15 protein-coding genes are annotated in these 16,757 nt (G+C 68.0%); 4 read left to right on the plus strand and 11 right to left on the minus strand.

The window, feature by feature from the left end; all coding sequences use genetic code 11:
- Window positions 1–37 precede the first annotated feature (37 nt).
- Window positions 38–946, plus strand: a complete 909-nt coding sequence (locus ACFFII_RS05415) for a pseudouridine-5'-phosphate glycosidase (protein WP_377697866.1) — start codon at window positions 38–40, stop codon at window positions 944–946.
- 190 nt (window positions 947–1,136) lie between these two features.
- Here the strand turns inward: ACFFII_RS05415 and ACFFII_RS05420 are convergent, their stop codons facing one another.
- The 5 genes from ACFFII_RS05420 to ACFFII_RS05440 all read right to left on the minus strand — a co-directional run bounded on the left by ACFFII_RS05420 (window position 1,137) and on the right by ACFFII_RS05440 (window position 8,412).
- Window positions 1,137–2,186 (minus strand): patatin-like phospholipase family protein, encoded by a 1,050-nt coding sequence (locus ACFFII_RS05420; protein WP_377697867.1) that lies wholly within the window; start codon window positions 2,184–2,186, stop codon window positions 1,137–1,139.
- Window positions 2,187–2,277: 91 nt separating this feature from the next.
- Window positions 2,278–3,405 (minus strand): peptide chain release factor 2, encoded by a 1,128-nt coding sequence (gene prfB, locus ACFFII_RS05425; protein ID WP_377697868.1) that lies wholly within the window; start codon window positions 3,403–3,405, stop codon window positions 2,278–2,280.
- 82 nt (window positions 3,406–3,487) lie between these two features.
- Window positions 3,488–5,986 (minus strand): penicillin-binding protein 1A, encoded by a 2,499-nt coding sequence (locus ACFFII_RS05430; protein WP_377697869.1) that lies wholly within the window; start codon window positions 5,984–5,986, stop codon window positions 3,488–3,490.
- A 75-nt stretch (window positions 5,987–6,061) separates the two neighbouring features.
- Window positions 6,062–7,267 (minus strand): N-acetylmuramoyl-L-alanine amidase family protein, encoded by a 1,206-nt coding sequence (locus ACFFII_RS05435; RefSeq protein WP_377697870.1) that lies wholly within the window; start codon window positions 7,265–7,267, stop codon window positions 6,062–6,064.
- A 2-nt stretch (window positions 7,268–7,269) separates the two neighbouring features.
- The gene (locus tag ACFFII_RS05440) at window positions 7,270–8,412 is read right to left on the minus strand and encodes a pyridoxal phosphate-dependent aminotransferase (RefSeq protein ID WP_377697871.1); all 1,143 of its coding nucleotides are present in this window, start codon (window positions 8,410–8,412) and stop codon (window positions 7,270–7,272) included.
- Between the two features lie 138 nt (window positions 8,413–8,550).
- Here ACFFII_RS05440 and ACFFII_RS05445 point away from each other — a divergent pair, with 138 nt between their 5' ends.
- Entirely contained in the window at window positions 8,551–9,300 is a 750-nt protein-coding gene (locus tag ACFFII_RS05445) for a DsbA family protein (RefSeq protein ID WP_377697872.1), read from the plus strand.
- Window positions 9,301–9,561: 261 nt separating this feature from the next.
- Here the strand turns inward: ACFFII_RS05445 and ispG are convergent, their stop codons facing one another.
- The 3 genes from ispG to hemA form a co-directional block, all read right to left on the minus strand.
- Window positions 9,562–10,683 (minus strand): flavodoxin-dependent (E)-4-hydroxy-3-methylbut-2-enyl-diphosphate synthase, encoded by a 1,122-nt coding sequence (gene ispG / locus ACFFII_RS05450; protein WP_377697873.1) that lies wholly within the window; start codon window positions 10,681–10,683, stop codon window positions 9,562–9,564.
- Between the two features lie 69 nt (window positions 10,684–10,752).
- Window positions 10,753–11,907, minus strand: coding sequence for a helix-turn-helix domain-containing protein (locus ACFFII_RS05455; RefSeq protein WP_377697874.1), 1,155 nt, complete (start codon window positions 11,905–11,907; stop codon window positions 10,753–10,755).
- A 193-nt stretch (window positions 11,908–12,100) separates the two neighbouring features.
- A complete protein-coding gene (gene hemA / locus ACFFII_RS05460; protein WP_377697875.1) occupies window positions 12,101–13,330 on the minus strand; it encodes a 5-aminolevulinate synthase in 1,230 nt (409 codons plus the stop codon).
- A gap of 178 nt (window positions 13,331–13,508) precedes the next feature.
- Here hemA and ACFFII_RS05465 point away from each other — a divergent pair, with 178 nt between their 5' ends.
- A complete protein-coding gene (locus ACFFII_RS05465) occupies window positions 13,509–14,894 on the plus strand; it encodes a dipeptidase (protein WP_377697876.1) in 1,386 nt (461 codons plus the stop codon).
- Between the two features lie 38 nt (window positions 14,895–14,932).
- On the plus strand, window positions 14,933–15,154 hold the full coding sequence (locus ACFFII_RS05470) for a hypothetical protein (RefSeq protein WP_377697877.1): 222 nt from the start codon (window positions 14,933–14,935) through the stop codon (window positions 15,152–15,154).
- A gap of 53 nt (window positions 15,155–15,207) precedes the next feature.
- Here the strand turns inward: ACFFII_RS05470 and ACFFII_RS05475 are convergent, their stop codons facing one another.
- From ACFFII_RS05475 to ACFFII_RS05485, 3 genes are all read right to left on the minus strand, one after another.
- Window positions 15,208–15,717 carry a CarD family transcriptional regulator gene (locus tag ACFFII_RS05475; RefSeq protein ID WP_090753082.1) on the minus strand — a complete coding sequence of 170 codons (510 nt, stop codon included), beginning with the start codon at window positions 15,715–15,717 and terminating at the stop codon, window positions 15,208–15,210.
- A 270-nt stretch (window positions 15,718–15,987) separates the two neighbouring features.
- Window positions 15,988–16,326, minus strand: a complete 339-nt coding sequence (gene fdxA / locus ACFFII_RS05480; protein ID WP_377697878.1) for a ferredoxin FdxA — start codon at window positions 16,324–16,326, stop codon at window positions 15,988–15,990.
- An 80-nt stretch (window positions 16,327–16,406) separates the two neighbouring features.
- The gene (locus ACFFII_RS05485) at window positions 16,407–16,742 is read right to left on the minus strand and encodes an RNA-binding S4 domain-containing protein (RefSeq protein WP_377697879.1); all 336 of its coding nucleotides are present in this window, start codon (window positions 16,740–16,742) and stop codon (window positions 16,407–16,409) included.
- Window positions 16,743–16,757: the final 15 nt, after the last annotated feature.

A 16,757-nucleotide genomic window follows, 5' to 3' on the forward strand; every position in this document is an offset into this window, starting at 1 on the left:
AGAGCCCCGCCTTCCCTTCGACCGCTAGGAGCCGCCGATGAACGACCTGCCGCTGAGCTTCACCCCCGAGGTCCGCGACGCGCTGGACGCGGGCCGCCCCGTCGTTGCGCTGGAATCGACGATCATTACCCACGGAATGCCCTATCCAAAGAACCTCGAAATGGCACGCGACGTGGAAACGGTCATCCGCGAGGCGGGCGCCGTGCCCGCCACCATCGCGCTGATGGACGGCCGCATCCACATCGGACTGGACGACGCGACGCTCGAATCGCTCGCGCAGGCGCAGGACGTGATGAAGGTCAGCCGCGCGGACGTCGCCGTCTGCCTGGTGACAGGCCGCACCGGGGCGACCACGGTCGCGGCCACGATGATCTGCGCGGCGCTTGCGGGCATCCGCGTCTTCGCCACCGGCGGCATCGGCGGCGTCCATCGGGGCGTCGAGGACACGATGGACATCTCGGCCGACCTTTACGAACTGGCGGCGACGCCGGTCACGGTAGTCTCGGCGGGGGCCAAGGCGATCCTCGACCTGCCGCGGACCTTCGAATACCTCGAAACCTTGGGCGTGCCGGTGATCGCTGTCGGTCAGGACGTCATCCCCGCCTTCTGGAGCCGCGATTCGGGCCTGCCCGCGCCCCTGCGTCTGGACGACCCGGCGCAGATCGCCGAGGCCGCGCGGATGCGCCGCGCCCTTGGCCTGCCCGGCGGCCAACTGGTGGTGAACCCGATCCCGCAAGACGCCGAGATTTCCCGCGCCGAGATCATGCCCGTGGTCGAGCAGGCGCTCGCCGACGCAACCGCACAAGGGATCGCCGCCAAGGCCGTGACCCCCTTCCTGCTGGACCGCATCTTCGAACTGACCGAGGGCCGCTCGCTGGCCGCCAACATCTCATTGGTCCTATCGAACGCACGCCTTGCCGCAAAGATCGCAGCCGCGGGCGCCTGACCCCGTTCTTCTTCGTCTGAATATCTCCGGGGCTGACGAGCGCCCGGATAGGAGGCGGATCAGAAAACAGCCATCATGGCTGTTTTCCCGCCGGATGGGTCCAGTGGACCGTTTTCAGCGAGGCAGGGGTCGGCAGACCCGATCGGGGGTGGAAAACTTCCGGTCCGGCCGTGACGCCGTTGGCCGCGCCTCAGCCGTAAAGCCGCGGCAGGTCCACCGAGTCACGCTCGCCGATGTTCCGGGCGTCTCCGCTCAGGAACGTGTCGGCGGCCAGCCGCCCGGCTGTCTTCATGCGCCCGATCAGCCCCGGCCCCGGTAACAGCTTGGTGCGCGTCCCCAGCGAGGTCATCAGCGCGTCGTCCGACAGCAGGTGGATCAGCGGCTCCTTCATGTCGCGGCCGGTCAGGCGGCCCTCGGCACCCAGGCGCTTGACGAACTGGATCGCCCGCAACTCGCGCTGCAAGGACGAATTGAAGCTGACCTCGTTGATCCGGTCCTGGATCTCGACGGGCGTCTGGGGGATGCCGTCGCGCTCCATCGGGTTGATGGTGACGATAACGATGTCGCGGGGAAGGTCCGTGCCGAACAGCGGGAACAGCGCCGGGTTGCCGGAATAGCCGCCGTCCCAATAAGCCTCGCGCCGGCCGGTCCTGGGATCGTCGATCTCGACCGCGCGGAACAGCGTGGGCAGGCAGGCCGAGGCCATCACCGCCTCGGGCGTCACCTCGTCGCCGGAAAAGACGCGCACGCGGCCGGTGCGGACATTGGTGGCGCTGACGAACAGTGCGGGGTTCTGGATATGGCAGGATTGCAGCGGATGCGGCATCCTCGCGATGATCCGGCCCAGCGGGTTGGAATAGAACGGCCCCGAATCATAGGGGCTGAAGATCCGCGACCAGTTCTCCATCCAGGCCACCGGCGAGAAGAGATCGGCCCAGCGCTGCAGGGACGACGGCACATGATCGAGGCAGGTCATCCAGCGCAGCAGCCGGTGGTCGTTCACCCGGCTGACCTCGGCCCAGACATGGTCGAGGTTCTCCCGCGCGGCCTGCCGCCCCGCCGCGCCGTCAGCGGAAGCCAGCCCCGCCGCGAGCGCCGCCCCGTTCAGGGCGCCTGCCGAGGTGCCGCTGATCCCGGCGATGTCCAGTTCATCACCTTCCAGCAGCCGGTCGAGGACGCCCCAGGCAAAGGCGCCGTGCGCGCCGCCGCCCTGAAGGGCAAGGTTGATAGGTTTCGCCATGCTGTCCCTTTCCCGCTTTCTGCTGCAACGCAGCGTGAAGAAGGAAGGATCGGGACGTCAACGGCGATGTGAAAACACGTGCGGCGCGCGCTCAGTCCTCGGCGTTGGCTTCGGCGCGGCTTTTCCCGGCCACGTCCATCGCCAGCGTTGCGGCCATCAGCCCGTCGAGGTCGCCGTCCAGCACGCCCTGCGTGTCCGAGGTCTCGAAACCCGTCCGCAGGTCCTTCACCATCTGGTAAGGCTGCAGGACGTAGGAGCGGATCTGGTTGCCCCAGCCCGCGTCGCCCTTGTTCTCGTGCGCGGCGTTGATCGCGGCGTTCCGCTTGTCCAGTTCCAGCTGGTACAGCCGCGCGCGCAGCGCGTTCATCGCCGCCTCGCGGTTCTGGTGCTGCGACTTCATCGAGCTGGTGACGACGATGTTCGTCGGCAGGTGGGTGATCCGCACCGCCGAGTCGGTGGTGTTCACGTGCTGCCCGCCCGCGCCCGAGGAACGATAGGTGTCGATGCGGATCTCGTTGTCGGGAATCACGATCTCGATGTTGTCGTCCACCACCGGATAGACCCAGACCGAGGAAAAGGACGTGTGCCGTCTAGCTGCCGAGTCGTAGGGGCTGATGCGGACAAGCCGGTGCACGCCCGATTCCGATTTCAGCCAGCCATAGGCGTTCGGGCCGCTGATCTTGTAGGCGGCGGACCGGATTCCGGCTTCTTCACCGGGCGTTTCCGACTGAAGCTCGACCTTGTAGCCCTTCTTCTCGGCCCAGCGCGTGTACATCCGCGCCAGCATCGAGGCCCAGTCGCAGCTTTCCGTGCCGCCCGCACCCGCGTTGATTTCCAGGAAGGTGTCGTTGCTGTCGGCTTCGCCGTCCAGAAGCGCCTCAAGCTCCTTCTGCGCGGCCAGTTCGGCCAGCGACTTCAGCGTGGTCTCGGCGTCGGCCACGATCTCGGCGTCGCCCTCGGCCTCGCCCAGCTCGATCAGCTCGACGCTGTCCTTCAGGTCCTGGTCGATGCGCCGGTAGGTTTCCACCTTGTCGGACAGCACCTGCCGGTCGCGCATCAGCTTCTGCGCGCGGGCGGGGTCGGACCACAGGTCGCCGTCCTCGATCATCGCGTTCATCTCTTCCAGGCGATGCGGGGCGGTCTCCCAGTCCATCCGCTGCGCAAGCAGGTTCAGCGACTTGCGGATGGCTTCGACGGAGGCTTGGGTTTCGGCGCGCATGGGCGATCCCTGCAAAGAAACGGACGGCGGAACGGATAGGAGGAGGCTGATACCGCGCGTGGGCGTTCGGCACAAGCGGCGGTCAGTAAAGCCCGCCCGCGCTCATGCTGTTGAAATCGGCCTTCTTGGGGATGACCTTGCGCTTGCCGGTCGAGGTGGTCACGGCCTTTTCCGTCGTCTCGGTGACGTCGCTGCTTTTCTTCGACCCGCGGTCAAAGCCGCCGTCCACGACCCGGCTGACCACGACAGACCCCTCGCGGAAGTATTCCGAGACGGTGAACTTGCCATAGGACACGTCGGCGAAATAGCCGCCCGGCGGGACCTTGAAGGCGGTGCCGCCGTATTTCTTCACCGCCTGGCGCATGAACGAGTTGAACACCGGCACGCAGAGCGTCCCGCCATAGGCGTTCGACCCCAGGCTGCGCGGCTCGTCGAACCCCAGGTAGCAGCCCGCCACGATGTTCGAGGTGAAGCCGATGAACCACACGTCCTTGGCGTCGTTCGTGGTCCCGGTCTTGCCCGCGACCGGCACCGGCAGCTTGACGCCCTTGCCCGAGCCGCGCTTGACCACGCCTTCCAGCATCGAGGTCAGCTGATAGGCGGTGATGGCATCCATCACCCGCTCGCGGTCGGATTCGATCACCGGCGGCTGGTTCGGAGGCAGCGCGCCCTGCTGGCAATTGACGCAGGCGCGCTTGTCGTGGCGATAAACGGTGCGGCCGCGGCGGTCCTGCACGCGGTCCACCAGCGTGGGTTCCACCCGCTCGCCGCCGTTGGCGAACATGGCATAGGCCGCGACCATCTTGAACAGCGTGGTTTCCTGCGCGCCGAGGCTGTTGGCGAGGAAGGGCGACAGGTGGTCATAGACGCCGAAGCGCTCGGCGTATTTCGCCACCGTGTCCATGCCGATGTCCTGGGCGATGCGGATGGTCATGAGGTTCCGGGACTGCTCGATCCCCGTCCGCAGCGGCGTCGGCCCATAGAAGCCGCCGCCCGCGTTCTTGGGCGTCCACAAGCCCTGCGGCGTGTTCACGGTGATCGGCTCGTCGGCGACAATCGTCGCAGGGGTGAAGCCCCGGTCCAGCGCCGCCGCATAGACGAAGGGCTTGAAGGCCGAGCCCGGCTGCCGCATCGCCTGCGTCGCCCGGTTGAAGACCGAGGACTGATAGCTGAAGCCGCCCTGCATGGCGACAACCCGGCCGGTGTTCACGTCCATCGCCATGAAGCCGCCCTGGATCGTCGGGACCTGCCGCAGCGTCCAGCGGATGAAGGCGCCGGTGTCGTCGTCCGTCATCTGCCGGACCATCACCACGTCGCCTATCGACAGCAGGTCGGACGCCACCTTCGCCTGCGGCGCGCGCTCGCGCCCCGGCATCAGCTTGCGCGCCCATTGCACATCCTTGGCAGGGATGATGTGGGGCTCGTCCTCCTGCGCGACGCCCTCGATGCCGATGATGGCGTCGCGTTCGGTCAGGTCCAGCACGACGGCCGGGTGCCAGCCCTCGATGTCGCGCGGCACCTTGGCCTTGGCCAGCGCCGCGCGCCAGCGGTCCTCGGAGCCCAGGTCCTCGGGCGGGATCACCTGGCCCGTGCCGCGCCAGACGCCGATACCGCGATCATAGCGTTCCAGCGCGTCCTGCAGCGACTTGGCGGCGACCTCCTGCATCGCCGGGTCCATGGTCGCGCGGATCTGCAACCCGCCGGTGAAGAACTCGTCCTCGCCGAACTGCTGCGACAGCTGGCGCCGGATCTCGTCGGTGAAATAGTCGCGCGGCGGCAGGCTGTTGCGGAAGGCGGGATAGTCGCCGTTCTGCACGGACTTCAGGGCCAAGGCGGATTCGGCGCGATAGACGGCCTCGGTCAGGTAGCCGTTCTGCCACATCTCGCGCAGGACATAGTTGCGCCGCTCGGTGATGCGCTCCTTGTCGCGCACGACCGATCGCGAGGGGGCCTGCGGCATGGCGGCGAGCGTCGCGGCCTCGTGGGGGGCAAGCTCGCTCAGCGACTTGTTGAAATAGGTTTGCGCCGCTGCCGCGACCCCGGCGCTGTTCTGGCCCAGGAAGATCTCGTTGAGGTAAAGCTCGAGGATCTGGTCCTTGGACAGGGTGTTTTCCAGCCGGGTGGCGAGGATCAGTTCCTTGACCTTGCGTTCGACGCTGCGCGAGGAATCGAGCAGGAAGTTCTTCATCACCTGCTGGGTGATGGTCGAGGCGCCGCGCACGCTTTCGCCCCGCGTCTGGATCGCCTGCACCGCCGCCCCTGCCATGCCGCGCGGGTCATAGCCCCGGTGCTGGTAGAAGTTCTTGTCCTCGGCCGAGATGAAGGCGTGCTTCACCAGGTCCGGGATCTCCTCGATCGGCACGAAGATGCGGCGTTCTTCCGCGAACTCGTCGATCAGGCGGCCTTCGCCGGAATAGATGCGGCTGATGGTCTTGGGGGCGTAGCTCGCCAGGGCCTCGTGGCTCGGCAGGTCGCGCGAATAGATCCAGAAGATCCCCCCCACCACGAGCGCCAGGAACACCCCGGCGGTCACGAACCAGGAAAAGACCCCGCCGAGGAAGTTCAGGACGAAACGGATCACTGATGGAGCCTACCGCGACATTGAGCGAGGTGTTCCTATAGCGCCACACCCCCTTCGGGTCAAAGAAAGCTTGCGTCAGCGGGTGGCGCCCTGGGCGCCCCCCTGCCCGTCCCGGTCCGCCGACCAGGCGAGGATGCCCCGGGTCAGCGCCTGCGCCACCCGTTCGCGCCAGTCAGGATCGAACAGGTTGGCGCGGTCGTCGGGATGGGTCAGGAAGCCCAGTTCGATCAGCAGGGACGGAATGTCGGGCGATTTCAGGACCGAGAATGCCGCGCCGCGCACGGGCGTGCGGTGCATGACGACGCCTGCCTCGTTCAGCTTGGCGACCAGATGGCGCGCCGCATCCTGGCTGCGGGGCTGGGTGCCGATGCGGGCCAGGTCCATCAGCGCGCGGCTCACGTCCTCGTCGGTGTCCGACAGGTCCATCCCCGCCAGCAGGTCGCTGCGGTCGTGCCGCTGCGCGAGCTGCCGCGCGGCGCGGTCGTTCGAGCGCCCGTCCCAGGTGTAGATCGTGGCCCCCGCTGCCTCGCCTTCCGGCAGGGCGTCGGCGTGCAGCGAGATGAAGAGGTCCGCGCCCTTTGCCCGCGCGACCGTGGTGCGGCGTTCCAGCGGGATGAAGCGGTCGTCCTCGCGCGTCAGCACGACCTCGATCCCTTGGGCGCGCAGGATGGCGGCGAATTCGCGGGCGAATCCCAGCATGACGGCGGCCTCGGTGATGCCGCCCGCCTGCGCGCCCGGATCGAAGCCGCCATGGCCGGGGTCCAGCACCACGCGCAGCCGGTCGTCGGCGAGTTCCTGCGCACCCGGCCCGGTCTGCGCCGGCTGCGGCAGGCCGCGCAGGACGGTCAGGGTGTCGCTGCGGGGGCGGAAGGTCTCGGGCGCGACAGGCACCAGGTGCAGGGTCAGCGCGGGGTCCGGCGCAGTGGCCATGCGCGCGGTCTTCAGCTCCATCGGGCCGGGCAGCGTCAGGATCGCCCGCGCGCCGCCCTGGGGCGCGGGTCCCCAGCGCAGGGAGGGCGGACCGTCAGGCGCACCCTCGGGCGGCCGGGTGTCGCGCAGGTCCACGACCAGCCGGGGCGGGCCGTCGATGATGGCGATGCTGTGGGGCACGGCACGATCCAGCCCGATCGTCAGCACCAGCGGGCGCGGCTTGCCCCGGTCGCGGCCTAGGAAGCCCAGCGTCGTGCGGGCGGGATCGAGCGCGGCGAGCGCCTCGGCCCCTACCTGGACCGGCACAGCCAGCAGCAGCGCCAGAGCCAAGGCCCGCAGCGCGCGCACCATCCCTATCGCCCGGCCATGTAGCGGGCGAGCCGGTCCAGTCCCTCGGCGATGTCCGCGGTCGAGCGCGCATAGGAGAAGCGCAGCGTTTCCGCCCCGCGCACCGGGTCGAAGTCCACGCCCGGCGTGACCGCCACGCCTGCCTTGTCGAGGATATCGGCGGCCAGCGCCGCGCTGTCATGGGTCAGGGCCGAGACATCCGCATAGACGTAGAAGGCACCGTCCGGCGGCGCGATGCGGTCGAAGCCCATTGCGGGCAGGCGTTCCAGCATCATCCGCCGGTTCTCGGCATAGACGGCAAGGTTCGCCTGCGCCTCGGCCTCGGCCTCCGGGGTCAGGGCGGCCAGCGCGGCGACCTGGCTGGCGTGGGGCGCGCAGATGAACATGTTGGCCGCCAGCCGGTCCATCGTGCGCACCATGTCGGGCGGCACCACCAGCCAGCCCACGCGCCAGCCGGTCATGCTGAAGTACTTCGAGAAGCTGTTGATGACGACGACATCGTCCGTCAGTTCCAGGGCGCTGACCGCCCGCTGGCCGTAGTCGAGGCCGTGGTAGATCTCGTCCGAGATCAGCGACGCCCCGATTTCCTGCGTGCGCCCGACCAGCGCGGCCAGCGCCTGCCGGTCCAGCATCGTCCCCGAAGGGTTGCCGGGCGAGGCGATCATGACGCCCTGCACGCCTTCGGGGATGTCCTCGGGGACGGGCTGATAGCGGTTCTCGGCACGGGTCTGCATGCCCACGGGCTCGACCGACATGGCGCGCAGGATCTGGCGATAGCTGGGATAGCCCGGCTCGCCCACCGCCACGCGGTCGCCCGCGTCGAACAGCGCCGCGAAGGCCAGAAGGAACGCGCCCGAGGAACCCGGCGTCACCACCACCCGCGTGGGGTCCAGGTCCACCCCGTACCAGCGGCGGTAAAGCCCCGCGATCCCCTCGCGCAGCGCGGGCAGGCCCAGTGCGACGGTATAGCCCAAGGGTTCCGCCAGCTCCTGCCCCAGCGCCTTCAGGGCAGCCGCGGGCGCGGGCGTGGAGGGCTGGCCCACCTCCATGTGGATGATGTGACGGCCTGCGGCCTCGGCCCGGCGCGCGGATTCCATGACATCCATGACGATGAAGGGATCGACCTGACCCCGCCGCGACTGCCGCATCCGCCTGCCCCTTTTCGTTTGGGCGCCCTTTTCGCCCCCTCCTGCCCCGCTGGTCAAGCGGCAGTGATCCCTGCGGGGGTGGACAGCGCGCCCGGGACTGGCGCAATGTCCGCGCGAACCTGGGGGAAAGGACAGATGATGAAAGCCCTGACGACGGCCGCGCTGATGGCAGCGGCCCTTGCCACCCCCGCGGCGGCCTTCGATCCCGCCAACATGACCGAGGCCGAGCGCGCGGCCTTCGGCGAGGCGGTGCGCGACTATATCATGCAGAACCCCGAGGTGCTGATCGAGTCGCTCAATGCGATGGAAGCCGAGCGCCTCGCCAACGAGGCCCAGAACGACAAGCAGCTGGTCGCCGCCAACAGCGCCGAGATCTTCGAGGACGGCCATTCGTGGGTCGGCGGCAACCCCGACGGCGACCTGACCATCGTGGAATTCATCGACTACCGCTGCGGCTATTGCCGCCGCGTCGCCCCCGAGGTGGACGAGGTCGTGGCCAAGGACGGCAACATCAAGCTGATCCTGAAGGAGTTCCCGATCCTCGGACAGGAAAGCGACCTCGCCTCGCGTTATGCCATCGCGGTCAAGCAGCTTGCGGGCGGGGATGCCTACAAGGCGGTCCATGACAAGCTTTACGAGATGCGGGGCTCGGTCACGATCGAGTCGCTGAACGCGATCTCGCAGGATCTCGGGCTTGATGCCGAAGCGATCGTGCAGCGGATGAACACCGAGGACGTGTCCGCCGAGATCCGCAAGAACCGGCAACTGGCCGAGAAAATGCAGATCATGGGCACCCCCACCTTCGTCATCGGACCCGAGCTTCTGCGCGGCATCCCCTCGACGGGGCTGGCTTCCGCGGTCGAGCAGATCAGGGCCACGCAGGGCTGACCGGAGGGACCGGGGAGCGCGCTCACATCGCGCCCCTGGGGAATGTCTAAAAAGACTGCCGCCGTTAACGTAATGTTAACTATCGCGCCCTAGAAGGGTTGCCGCGGCACAGGCGGAAATGCCGAAGGCCCCACCGGCGAAAGCAAGCCCCCGTCCATGCAGGCGGGGGCGTATTTTGTAAAGAGTGCGATGTTTCTTCAGGGGTAAGGCGGCTCGACGAGGCGCCGGGGGTCGAAAGACCCCCTGCCCCTCGGGAAACCCTTACTCTGCCGCCTGAGGCGCGCGGGCCAGTTCCTCGGCCCGGCGTTCCACCAGTTCGACGATATGGTCGATCATCTGGTCGTTGGTCATCTTGTGGCTCTGCCGCCCGGCCACATAGACCATGCCGCTGCCCGCCCCGCCGCCGGTGAAGCCGAGGTCCGTCATCAGCGCCTCGCCCGGGCCGTTCACCACGCAGCCGATGATCGACAGGCTCATGGGCGTCTTGATGTGCTCGAGCCGCTTTTCCAGGGCCTCGACCGTCTTGATCACGTCGAATCCCTGCCGCGCGCAGGAAGGGCAGGAAATGATCTGCACGCCCCGCGTCCGCAGGCCCAGCGACTTGAGGATCTCGTAGCCGACCTTGACCTCTTCAACCGGATCGGCCGACAGCGACACGCGGATCGTGTCGCCGATCCCCATCCACAGGAGGTTGCCCATGCCGATGGCGGACTTGACGGTGCCGCCGCGCAGGCCCCCCGCCTCGGTGATGCCTAGGTGGATCGGCGCGTCCGTCGCCTCGGCCAGTTCCTGATAGGCAGCGGCGGCCAGGAAGACGTCCGAGGCCTTCACGCTGATCTTGAACTCGTGGAAGTCGTTGTCCTGCAGCAGCTTGATGTGGTCGAGGCCGGATTCGACCATCGCCGCCGGACACGGCTCGCCGTATTTCTCCAGCAGGTGGCGTTCCAGCGAGCCGGCGTTGACGCCGATGCGGATCGAACAGCCGTGGTCCTTGGCGGCCTGCACGACCTCGCGCACCCGCGCGGCGTCGCCGATGTTGCCAGGGTTGATCCGCAGGCAGGCGGCGCCCGCCTGCGCCGCCTCGATCGCGCGGCGGTAATGGAAATGGATGTCGGCCACGATCGGCACCGGGCTTTCGCGCGTGATCTCGCGCAGCGCCCGGGTCGCGGCCTCGTCGGGGGTCGAGACGCGCACGATGTCCGCGCCCGCCTCGGCCGCCGCGATCACCTGCGCCAGCGTGGCGCGCACGTCCGACGAATCGGTGTTCGTCATGGTTTGCACGCTGATCGGGGCGTCGCCCCCCACCGGCACGCGGCCGACCATGATCTGGCGCGACCGGCGGCGTTCGATGTTGCGCCAGGGACGGATGGGGTTGTGCGTCATCGCGGGACCTTTCGGCTGACGCCCGCAGACATAGGCCCTTGAAGCCGCGCGGGCAACCGCACGAACCCGTCAGGGGGTCGCCGGCCCCCCTTCGCTCGGCAGAGGGGCGGCCGAGGCGACGGCGAACATGCTGGCAAGCTCGGGGTCGGCCGTCACGTCCGCGACCTCGTAGTTCTGCGCCAGCGCGTCGGGCGACAGCACCACATCCTTGATGACCTTGGCCCCGGGCGCCGCCGGACCGTAGGTCTGGCCGTTCACCGCGAAATAGACCGCGCCCGAGTTCCCCGTCCGCAGCTTCGGCGGCTGTTCGGTCGGCGGCAGCGCAAAGCGCTCGCCCGCATCAAGCGTCTTTTCCAAGATCACCGTCCCGTCGGCCGAGCTGATGCGCACCCAGGCGGGCCGGGCCGCCAGGATCTCGAGCTGCGGCGCATCGGGGCCGAGCGTCCGCACCGTCTGCGCGGCCATCTGCGCCTCGGGGGCGCCCGCCTGCGGGACGGCGGCCGGGATCGGCTGCTGCCCTGCCTCTGCGACCTGGGCCTGCGTGGCGGGCTGCTGTTCGGGCAGGCCGGGGTCGATCGCCGCGATGGGCGTGTCGCGCGGCGTCAGCACCGGCACTTCCAGCGCACGGGGGCGATAGATGCGGTCCAGAGCCTCGGGCTGTGGCAGGTCGACCGAGGCCACGTCCTGCACCCCTGCGGGCGCGGCGTCCTGCACCGGGTCCAGCGTCGCCACCACGGCGGGCGCCTGGTCCGAGGGCGTCAGGTTGACCTTCTGCACCTCTTTCAGCACCGACCAGCCGCCATAGCCGAGGCCGAGGACGACCGTCGCCATCACCAGCAGCGAACCCACGGCCCGAGGCTCCAGCGAGGACCAGAAGCTTTCGGGCTGCGGCAGATACAGCGCGCGGGGATTGGCCAGCGCCTCGGTGGGGTCGCCGGGCTGGCGGGGCGCCTTGGGGCCGGGTGCGGCGGGCGCGATGCCATGCGCGGGCTGGAAGCCCGATTCCTCGCAGAAGCGGCGGAAGACCCAGTCCTGGTCCATGCCGAGGTACCGGGCATAGGACCGCACGTAGCCCGCGACGAAGCTGGGCGCGTCGAAGGCCGAGATGTCGCAATTCTCGATGGCGGCGATATAGGAGGCGCGGATCCGCAGCTCGCGCTGGACATCCAGCAGCGACTTGCCGATCGTCGCGCGCTCTCCACGCATCATGTCGCCAAGCCGCATTTCGAAATCATCGAAACCCGGCGCAGCCACCCCACCCGTCAAGGAATCGCCCGTCGTTGACGACGCCCGCGTCCCGCTCATGTCTGCCTGCCTCATTCTGGAAGGTCCGCTTCACGCCTAACGCGAATCTGACCCTCTTTGTTTAGGGACAGGCTATCACGGGGGCGAGAGGGGCGACACTGCTTGTTGGCCCTCAGGCGACCGCGTGCGAGCGATTAAGCGCGCAGCGTGACCAGAGCGCATCCATCGCGCGCACCAGATGGTCGATCTGCTTCGGGTCATGGACCGGCGAGGGCGTGAAGCGCAGCCGTTCCGTCCCGCGCGGCACGGTCGGGAAGTTGATCGGCTGGACGTAGATGCCGAACTCGGCCAGCAGCATGTCCGACAGCATCTTGCAATGGACCGGGTTGCCGACATGCACGGGCACGATATGGCTGCCGCGGTCGTCGATGGGCATCCCCAGCCCCTTGAGCCGCATCTTCAGGATGCGGGCGTGCAGCTGCTGGGCGTCGCGCAGCTTTTGCCCCTCGGTGGTCTTGAGATGGGCGATCGAGGCCGCAGCCCCCGCCGCGACCGCGGGCGGGATCGAGGTGGTGAAGATGAAGCCCGGCGCATAGGACCGGATTGCGTCCACCATCTTGGCGGTCGCCGCGATATAGCCGCCGAAGACGCCGAAGGCCTTGCCGAGCGTGCCGTTGAAGATGTCGATGCGGCCCATCAGTCCGTCGCGTTCCGCCACGCCGCCGCCGCGGGGGCCATACATGCCGACGGCATGAACCTCGTCCAGATAGGTCAGCGCGTTGAACTCGTCCGCCAGGTCGCAGATCTCGGCGATGGGGCCGAAGTCGCCGTCCATCGAATAGATCGATTCGAAGGCAATCAGCTTGGGCGCGGCCGGGTCGTCCTTGGCCAGAAGCTCGCGCAGGTGGGCCACGTCATTGTGACGGAAGATGCGCTTGGCGCCGTCGAAGCGCTTGATGCCCTCGATCATGGACGCGTGGTTCAGTTCGTCCGAATAGATGATCAGGCCGGGGAACAGCTTGCGCAGCGTCGAAAGAGTCGCGTCATTGGCGATATAGGCCGAGGAAAAGACCAGCGCGGCTTCCTTGCCGTGCAGGTCCGCCAGTTCCGCTTCCAGCCGCTTGTGATAGACCGTGGTGCCCGAGATGTTGCGCGTGCCGCCCGAGCCCGCGCCGGTCGCGTCCAGCGCCTCGTGCATCGCCTTCAGCACGACCGGGTGCTGGCCCATGCCCAGGTAGTCGTTGCCGCACCAGACCGTGATCTCCTGCTCGCCCCCGTCGGGACGCTTCCAGATCGCCTGCGGGAAATGGCCCTTGCGCCGCTCGATGTCGATGAACGTCCGATAGCGGCCTTCATCGTGCAGACGCTTCAGGGCCTGATCGAGTGCGGCATCGTAGTTCATCGTCCTGATCCCTTGCGAAACTGGCTGGGCTTGCGGCACACGCCTGAGCGGACCATCGTCCGATCCTGCGGTCCTTGCATTGATAAGGATCAATGGCGGCGATTAACACCCTTTATCCCTCTCCTGAGACGAAAAGTCGTAGGGGAACTTGATGAATACGCTAAGGAAAGGACCGATCATGGCCACGGATTCCCGGCTGGACGAGGTGCTGGAGCGGCTGGATGCCGGGCTGCCCGAGGCGATCGAGCGGCTGAAGGCGTTCCTGCGCATTCCCTCGATCTCGACCGATCCGGCCTTCGCGGCGGACGTGCGGACGGCGGCGCACTGGCTGCGCGAGGAACTGGCCGGTCTCGGCTTTGACGCAGCGGTGATGGACACGCCCGGCCATCCGATGGTAGTGGCGCGCACCGCCCCCGGCGAGGGGCGCAGCCTGCTGTTCTACGGCCATTACGACGTCCAGCCCGTCGATCCGCTGGAGTTGTGGAACCGCCCGCCCTTCGATCCGGCCGTCGAGGACACGCCCGAGGGTCCCGTCATCCGCGGCCGGGGTGCGGCCGATGACAAGGGCCAGCTGATGACCTTCGTCGAGGCCTGTCGCGCCTGGAGATCCGTCCACGGCGCCCTGCCCTCCGGCCTGATCCTGCTGTTCGAGGGCGAGGAGGAGTCGGGCTCGACCAACCTCCAGCCCTTCCTGCGCGAGAATGCGGGGATGCTGCGGGCCGACCTCGCGCTGATCTGCGACACGACCATGTATGCCGACGGACGGCCCGCCATCACGACCCAGTTGCGCGGGCTGATGGGCGAGGAGATCGTCATCCGCGCCGCCGACCGCGACCTGCATTCGGGCAGCTTCGGCGGGCTGGCCGCGAACCCGATCCAGGTGCTGGTGAACGCGCTCGCCTCGGTCAAGGATGCGGACGGTCGCGTGACCCTGCCCGGCTTCTACGACGGCGCCCCCGAGCTGACGGACGAACTGCGCGCCGACTGGCAGGCGCTGGGCTTCGACACAGCCGAGTTCCTGTCCCGCGTGGGCCTGCGCGAGCCCATCGGTGAAAAGGGCCGCACGGGGCTCGAGATGGTCTGGAACCGCCCAACCTTCGAGATCAACGGCATCGCCGGGGGCTATGCGGGCGAAGGCTTCAAGACCGTCCTGCCGGCAGAAGCCCGTGCCAAGGTCAGCTGCCGCCTTGTGGGCACCCAGGACCCGGACGCGATCCGCGAGGCCCTGCGTGCCCATGTCCGCGCCCATGTCCCTGCCGACTGCACGGTCGAGTTCCACGCCCATGGCAATTCGCAGGCCAGCGTCATGGACACCTCGGACCCCGCCTTCGCGGCTGCCAAGCAGGCGCTGACCGCCGAATGGGGCCGCGAGGCCGCCTTCATCGGCGCGGGCGGCTCGATCCCCGTTGCAGGCGATTTCAAGCGGATGCTCGGGATGGACACGATGCTGATCGGCTTCGGCCGCGACGACGACCGGATTCACTCGCCGAACGAGAAGTATGACGTGGAAAGCTTCTCGAAGGGCGCGCGCAGTTGGGCGCGTATCCTGGCGGCGCTGGCTTGAGGCGGCTTTTGCGCCTGCTGCGTGTCCTGCCCGCCTTCATGGCACTGGCAGCGTGGCTGACGGCCGCAGCCGCCACGCTGGTCCTGCCGGGTTGCAGTTTCACAAGCGGCGCAGCCGAAGGGTGCCGGCTTCTCGGTCGGGACATCAGCGGCCGGATCTACGATCTTGCCAGCGCATCGCCAGTGCTGCTGGCGATTGCGGCGCTGTGGTTCGCGACCATGTCGCTGATCATCGCACTGATAAAGCCGCGCCGAAACTGAAAGGGGCGGGTCCGTGGACCCGCCCCCCCTATCCATGCGCCTTGAAGAAATCCTCAGGCCGCACGCGCCGTCAGCACCGCCTCGACCTTCTTCTGGGCGCCGCCCTCGTCCATGCCGCTGACGGCGGCGACCTCGCGGGTCAGGCGGTCCAGCGCGGCCTCGTACAGCTGGCGTTCGGAATAGGACTGTTCGCGCTGGTCATCGCTGCGGTGCAGGTCGCGCACGACCTCGGCGATGGACAGCAGGTCGCCCGAGTTGATCTTCTGTTCGTATTCCTGCGCCCGGCGCGACCACATCGCGCGCTTGACGCGGGCCTTGCCCTTCAGCGTCTCGAAGGCGCGATCCACCAGATCAGGCGAGGCGAGGCTGCGCATTCCGATCTCGGTCGCGCGGGCAGTCGGAACGCGCAGGGTCATCTTGTCCTTGTCGAACGAGATCACGAACATCTCCAGGCGGAGGCCGGCGACCTCCTGCTCTTCGATGGACACGATGCGACCGACGCCGTGGGCCGGATAGACCACGAAATCGTCGGGATGAAACTCGTTCTTCTTGGTCTTCGACATCATGCTTCCTTCCAAGGCGCGCGCCTCGCGGGGCGCAAAATACCCCCAAGGGGCTTGTCCTCCTGGGGTGCGTGTGATCTGTCTTGGCTGGCTGGGCTGGCAGGTTTCCGGCCGCAGAACAGCTGGCCATCGCCCGAGAACGCGGCCAATGTGACAAGTATATAGCACGAATCACCCCCTTCTTGAAGGGGGATTCAAGCGCTCGCGCGCCCAATCGGACCTGTGCGCCGATGATGTCGAAGCTTCACGCGATCGTCAACACAGAGGGACTCAGTCGCCCTCGCCCGGGTTCGGAGAGAAGTATTTCTCGAGCTTGCCCGCAACCCCGTCCATTTCCGTGGCGGTGGGCAGCGGGTCCTTCTTGCGGGTGATCACCGGCCATTGCTCGGAGTACTTCCGGTTGAACTCGACCCAGGCCTCCATGTCCGGCTCGGTGTCCGGGCGGATCGCGTCGGCAGGGCACTCGGGTTCGCAGACGCCGCAGTCGATGCACTCGTCCGGGTGGATGACCAGCGTGTTCTCGCCCTCGTAGAAGCAGTCCACGGGGCAGACCTCGACGCAGTCCGTGTATTTGCACATGATGCAGTTATCGGTCACGACATAGGTCATCGGGTTCCTCGCGGGCAGGTGCGGGGCCTCACCTATGCCTTTCGCCGGGCGGGTTCAACCCGGCCCGCGCTGCACGGTTGTCATGCGCCGGGCGCATCCGGAAGCTCCGGCGCGTCGAGATCCTCGTAAAGCGCGCGCGCCTCGCTGGCCGGGCCGCGGCGTTCGCCGGGCGACAGGACGCGCAGGCTGCGGACACCGCCGGGGGCGGCGGCCGTGACCACGTCGCCCACCTTCACCTCGTGCCCCGGCTTGCGGCAGGGCGCGCCATTGATGCGCACGCCCCCCGCCGCGATTCTCTCGGCCGCCACCGTGCGGGTCCTGAAGACGCGCGCATGGCAAAGCCAGCGATCCAGCCGGATCGAGTCCGCCGGGGCGTCCTCGACCTCGGGCGTCCGGTCCCTGCCCTTGCGCGCCATCAGTGCCGCTGCCCG

The organism is Paracoccus niistensis, from assembly GCF_042432925.1.
GTDB lineage: Bacteria > Pseudomonadota > Alphaproteobacteria > Rhodobacterales > Rhodobacteraceae > Paracoccus > Paracoccus niistensis.

Coding starts and splice junctions, on each gene's coding strand:
- ACFFII_RS05415 (WP_377697866.1), top strand. CDS start 38: ATGAACGACCTGCCGCTGAGCTTCACCCCCGAGGTCCGCGACGCGCTG.
- ACFFII_RS05420 (WP_377697867.1), bottom strand. CDS start 2,186: ATGGCGAAACCTATCAACCTTGCCCTTCAGGGCGGCGGCGCGCACGGC.
- prfB (WP_377697868.1), bottom strand. CDS start 3,405: ATGCGCGCCGAAACCCAAGCCTCCGTCGAAGCCATCCGCAAGTCGCTG.
- ACFFII_RS05435 (WP_377697870.1), bottom strand. CDS start 7,267: ATGGTGCGCGCGCTGCGGGCCTTGGCTCTGGCGCTGCTGCTGGCTGTG.
- ACFFII_RS05440 (WP_377697871.1), bottom strand. CDS start 8,412: ATGCGGCAGTCGCGGCGGGGTCAGGTCGATCCCTTCATCGTCATGGAT.
- ACFFII_RS05445 (WP_377697872.1), top strand. CDS start 8,551: ATGAAAGCCCTGACGACGGCCGCGCTGATGGCAGCGGCCCTTGCCACC.
- ispG (WP_377697873.1), bottom strand. CDS start 10,683: ATGACGCACAACCCCATCCGTCCCTGGCGCAACATCGAACGCCGCCGG.
- ACFFII_RS05455 (WP_377697874.1), bottom strand. CDS start 11,907: ATGCGGCTTGGCGACATGATGCGTGGAGAGCGCGCGACGATCGGCAAG.
- hemA (WP_377697875.1), bottom strand. CDS start 13,330: ATGAACTACGATGCCGCACTCGATCAGGCCCTGAAGCGTCTGCACGAT.
- ACFFII_RS05465 (WP_377697876.1), top strand. CDS start 13,509: ATGGCCACGGATTCCCGGCTGGACGAGGTGCTGGAGCGGCTGGATGCC.
- ACFFII_RS05470 (WP_377697877.1), top strand. CDS start 14,933: ATGGCACTGGCAGCGTGGCTGACGGCCGCAGCCGCCACGCTGGTCCTG.
- ACFFII_RS05475 (WP_090753082.1), bottom strand. CDS start 15,717: ATGTCGAAGACCAAGAAGAACGAGTTTCATCCCGACGATTTCGTGGTC.
- fdxA (WP_377697878.1), bottom strand. CDS start 16,326: ATGACCTATGTCGTGACCGATAACTGCATCATGTGCAAATACACGGAC.
- ACFFII_RS05485 (WP_377697879.1), bottom strand. CDS start 16,742: ATGGCGCGCAAGGGCAGGGACCGGACGCCCGAGGTCGAGGACGCCCCG.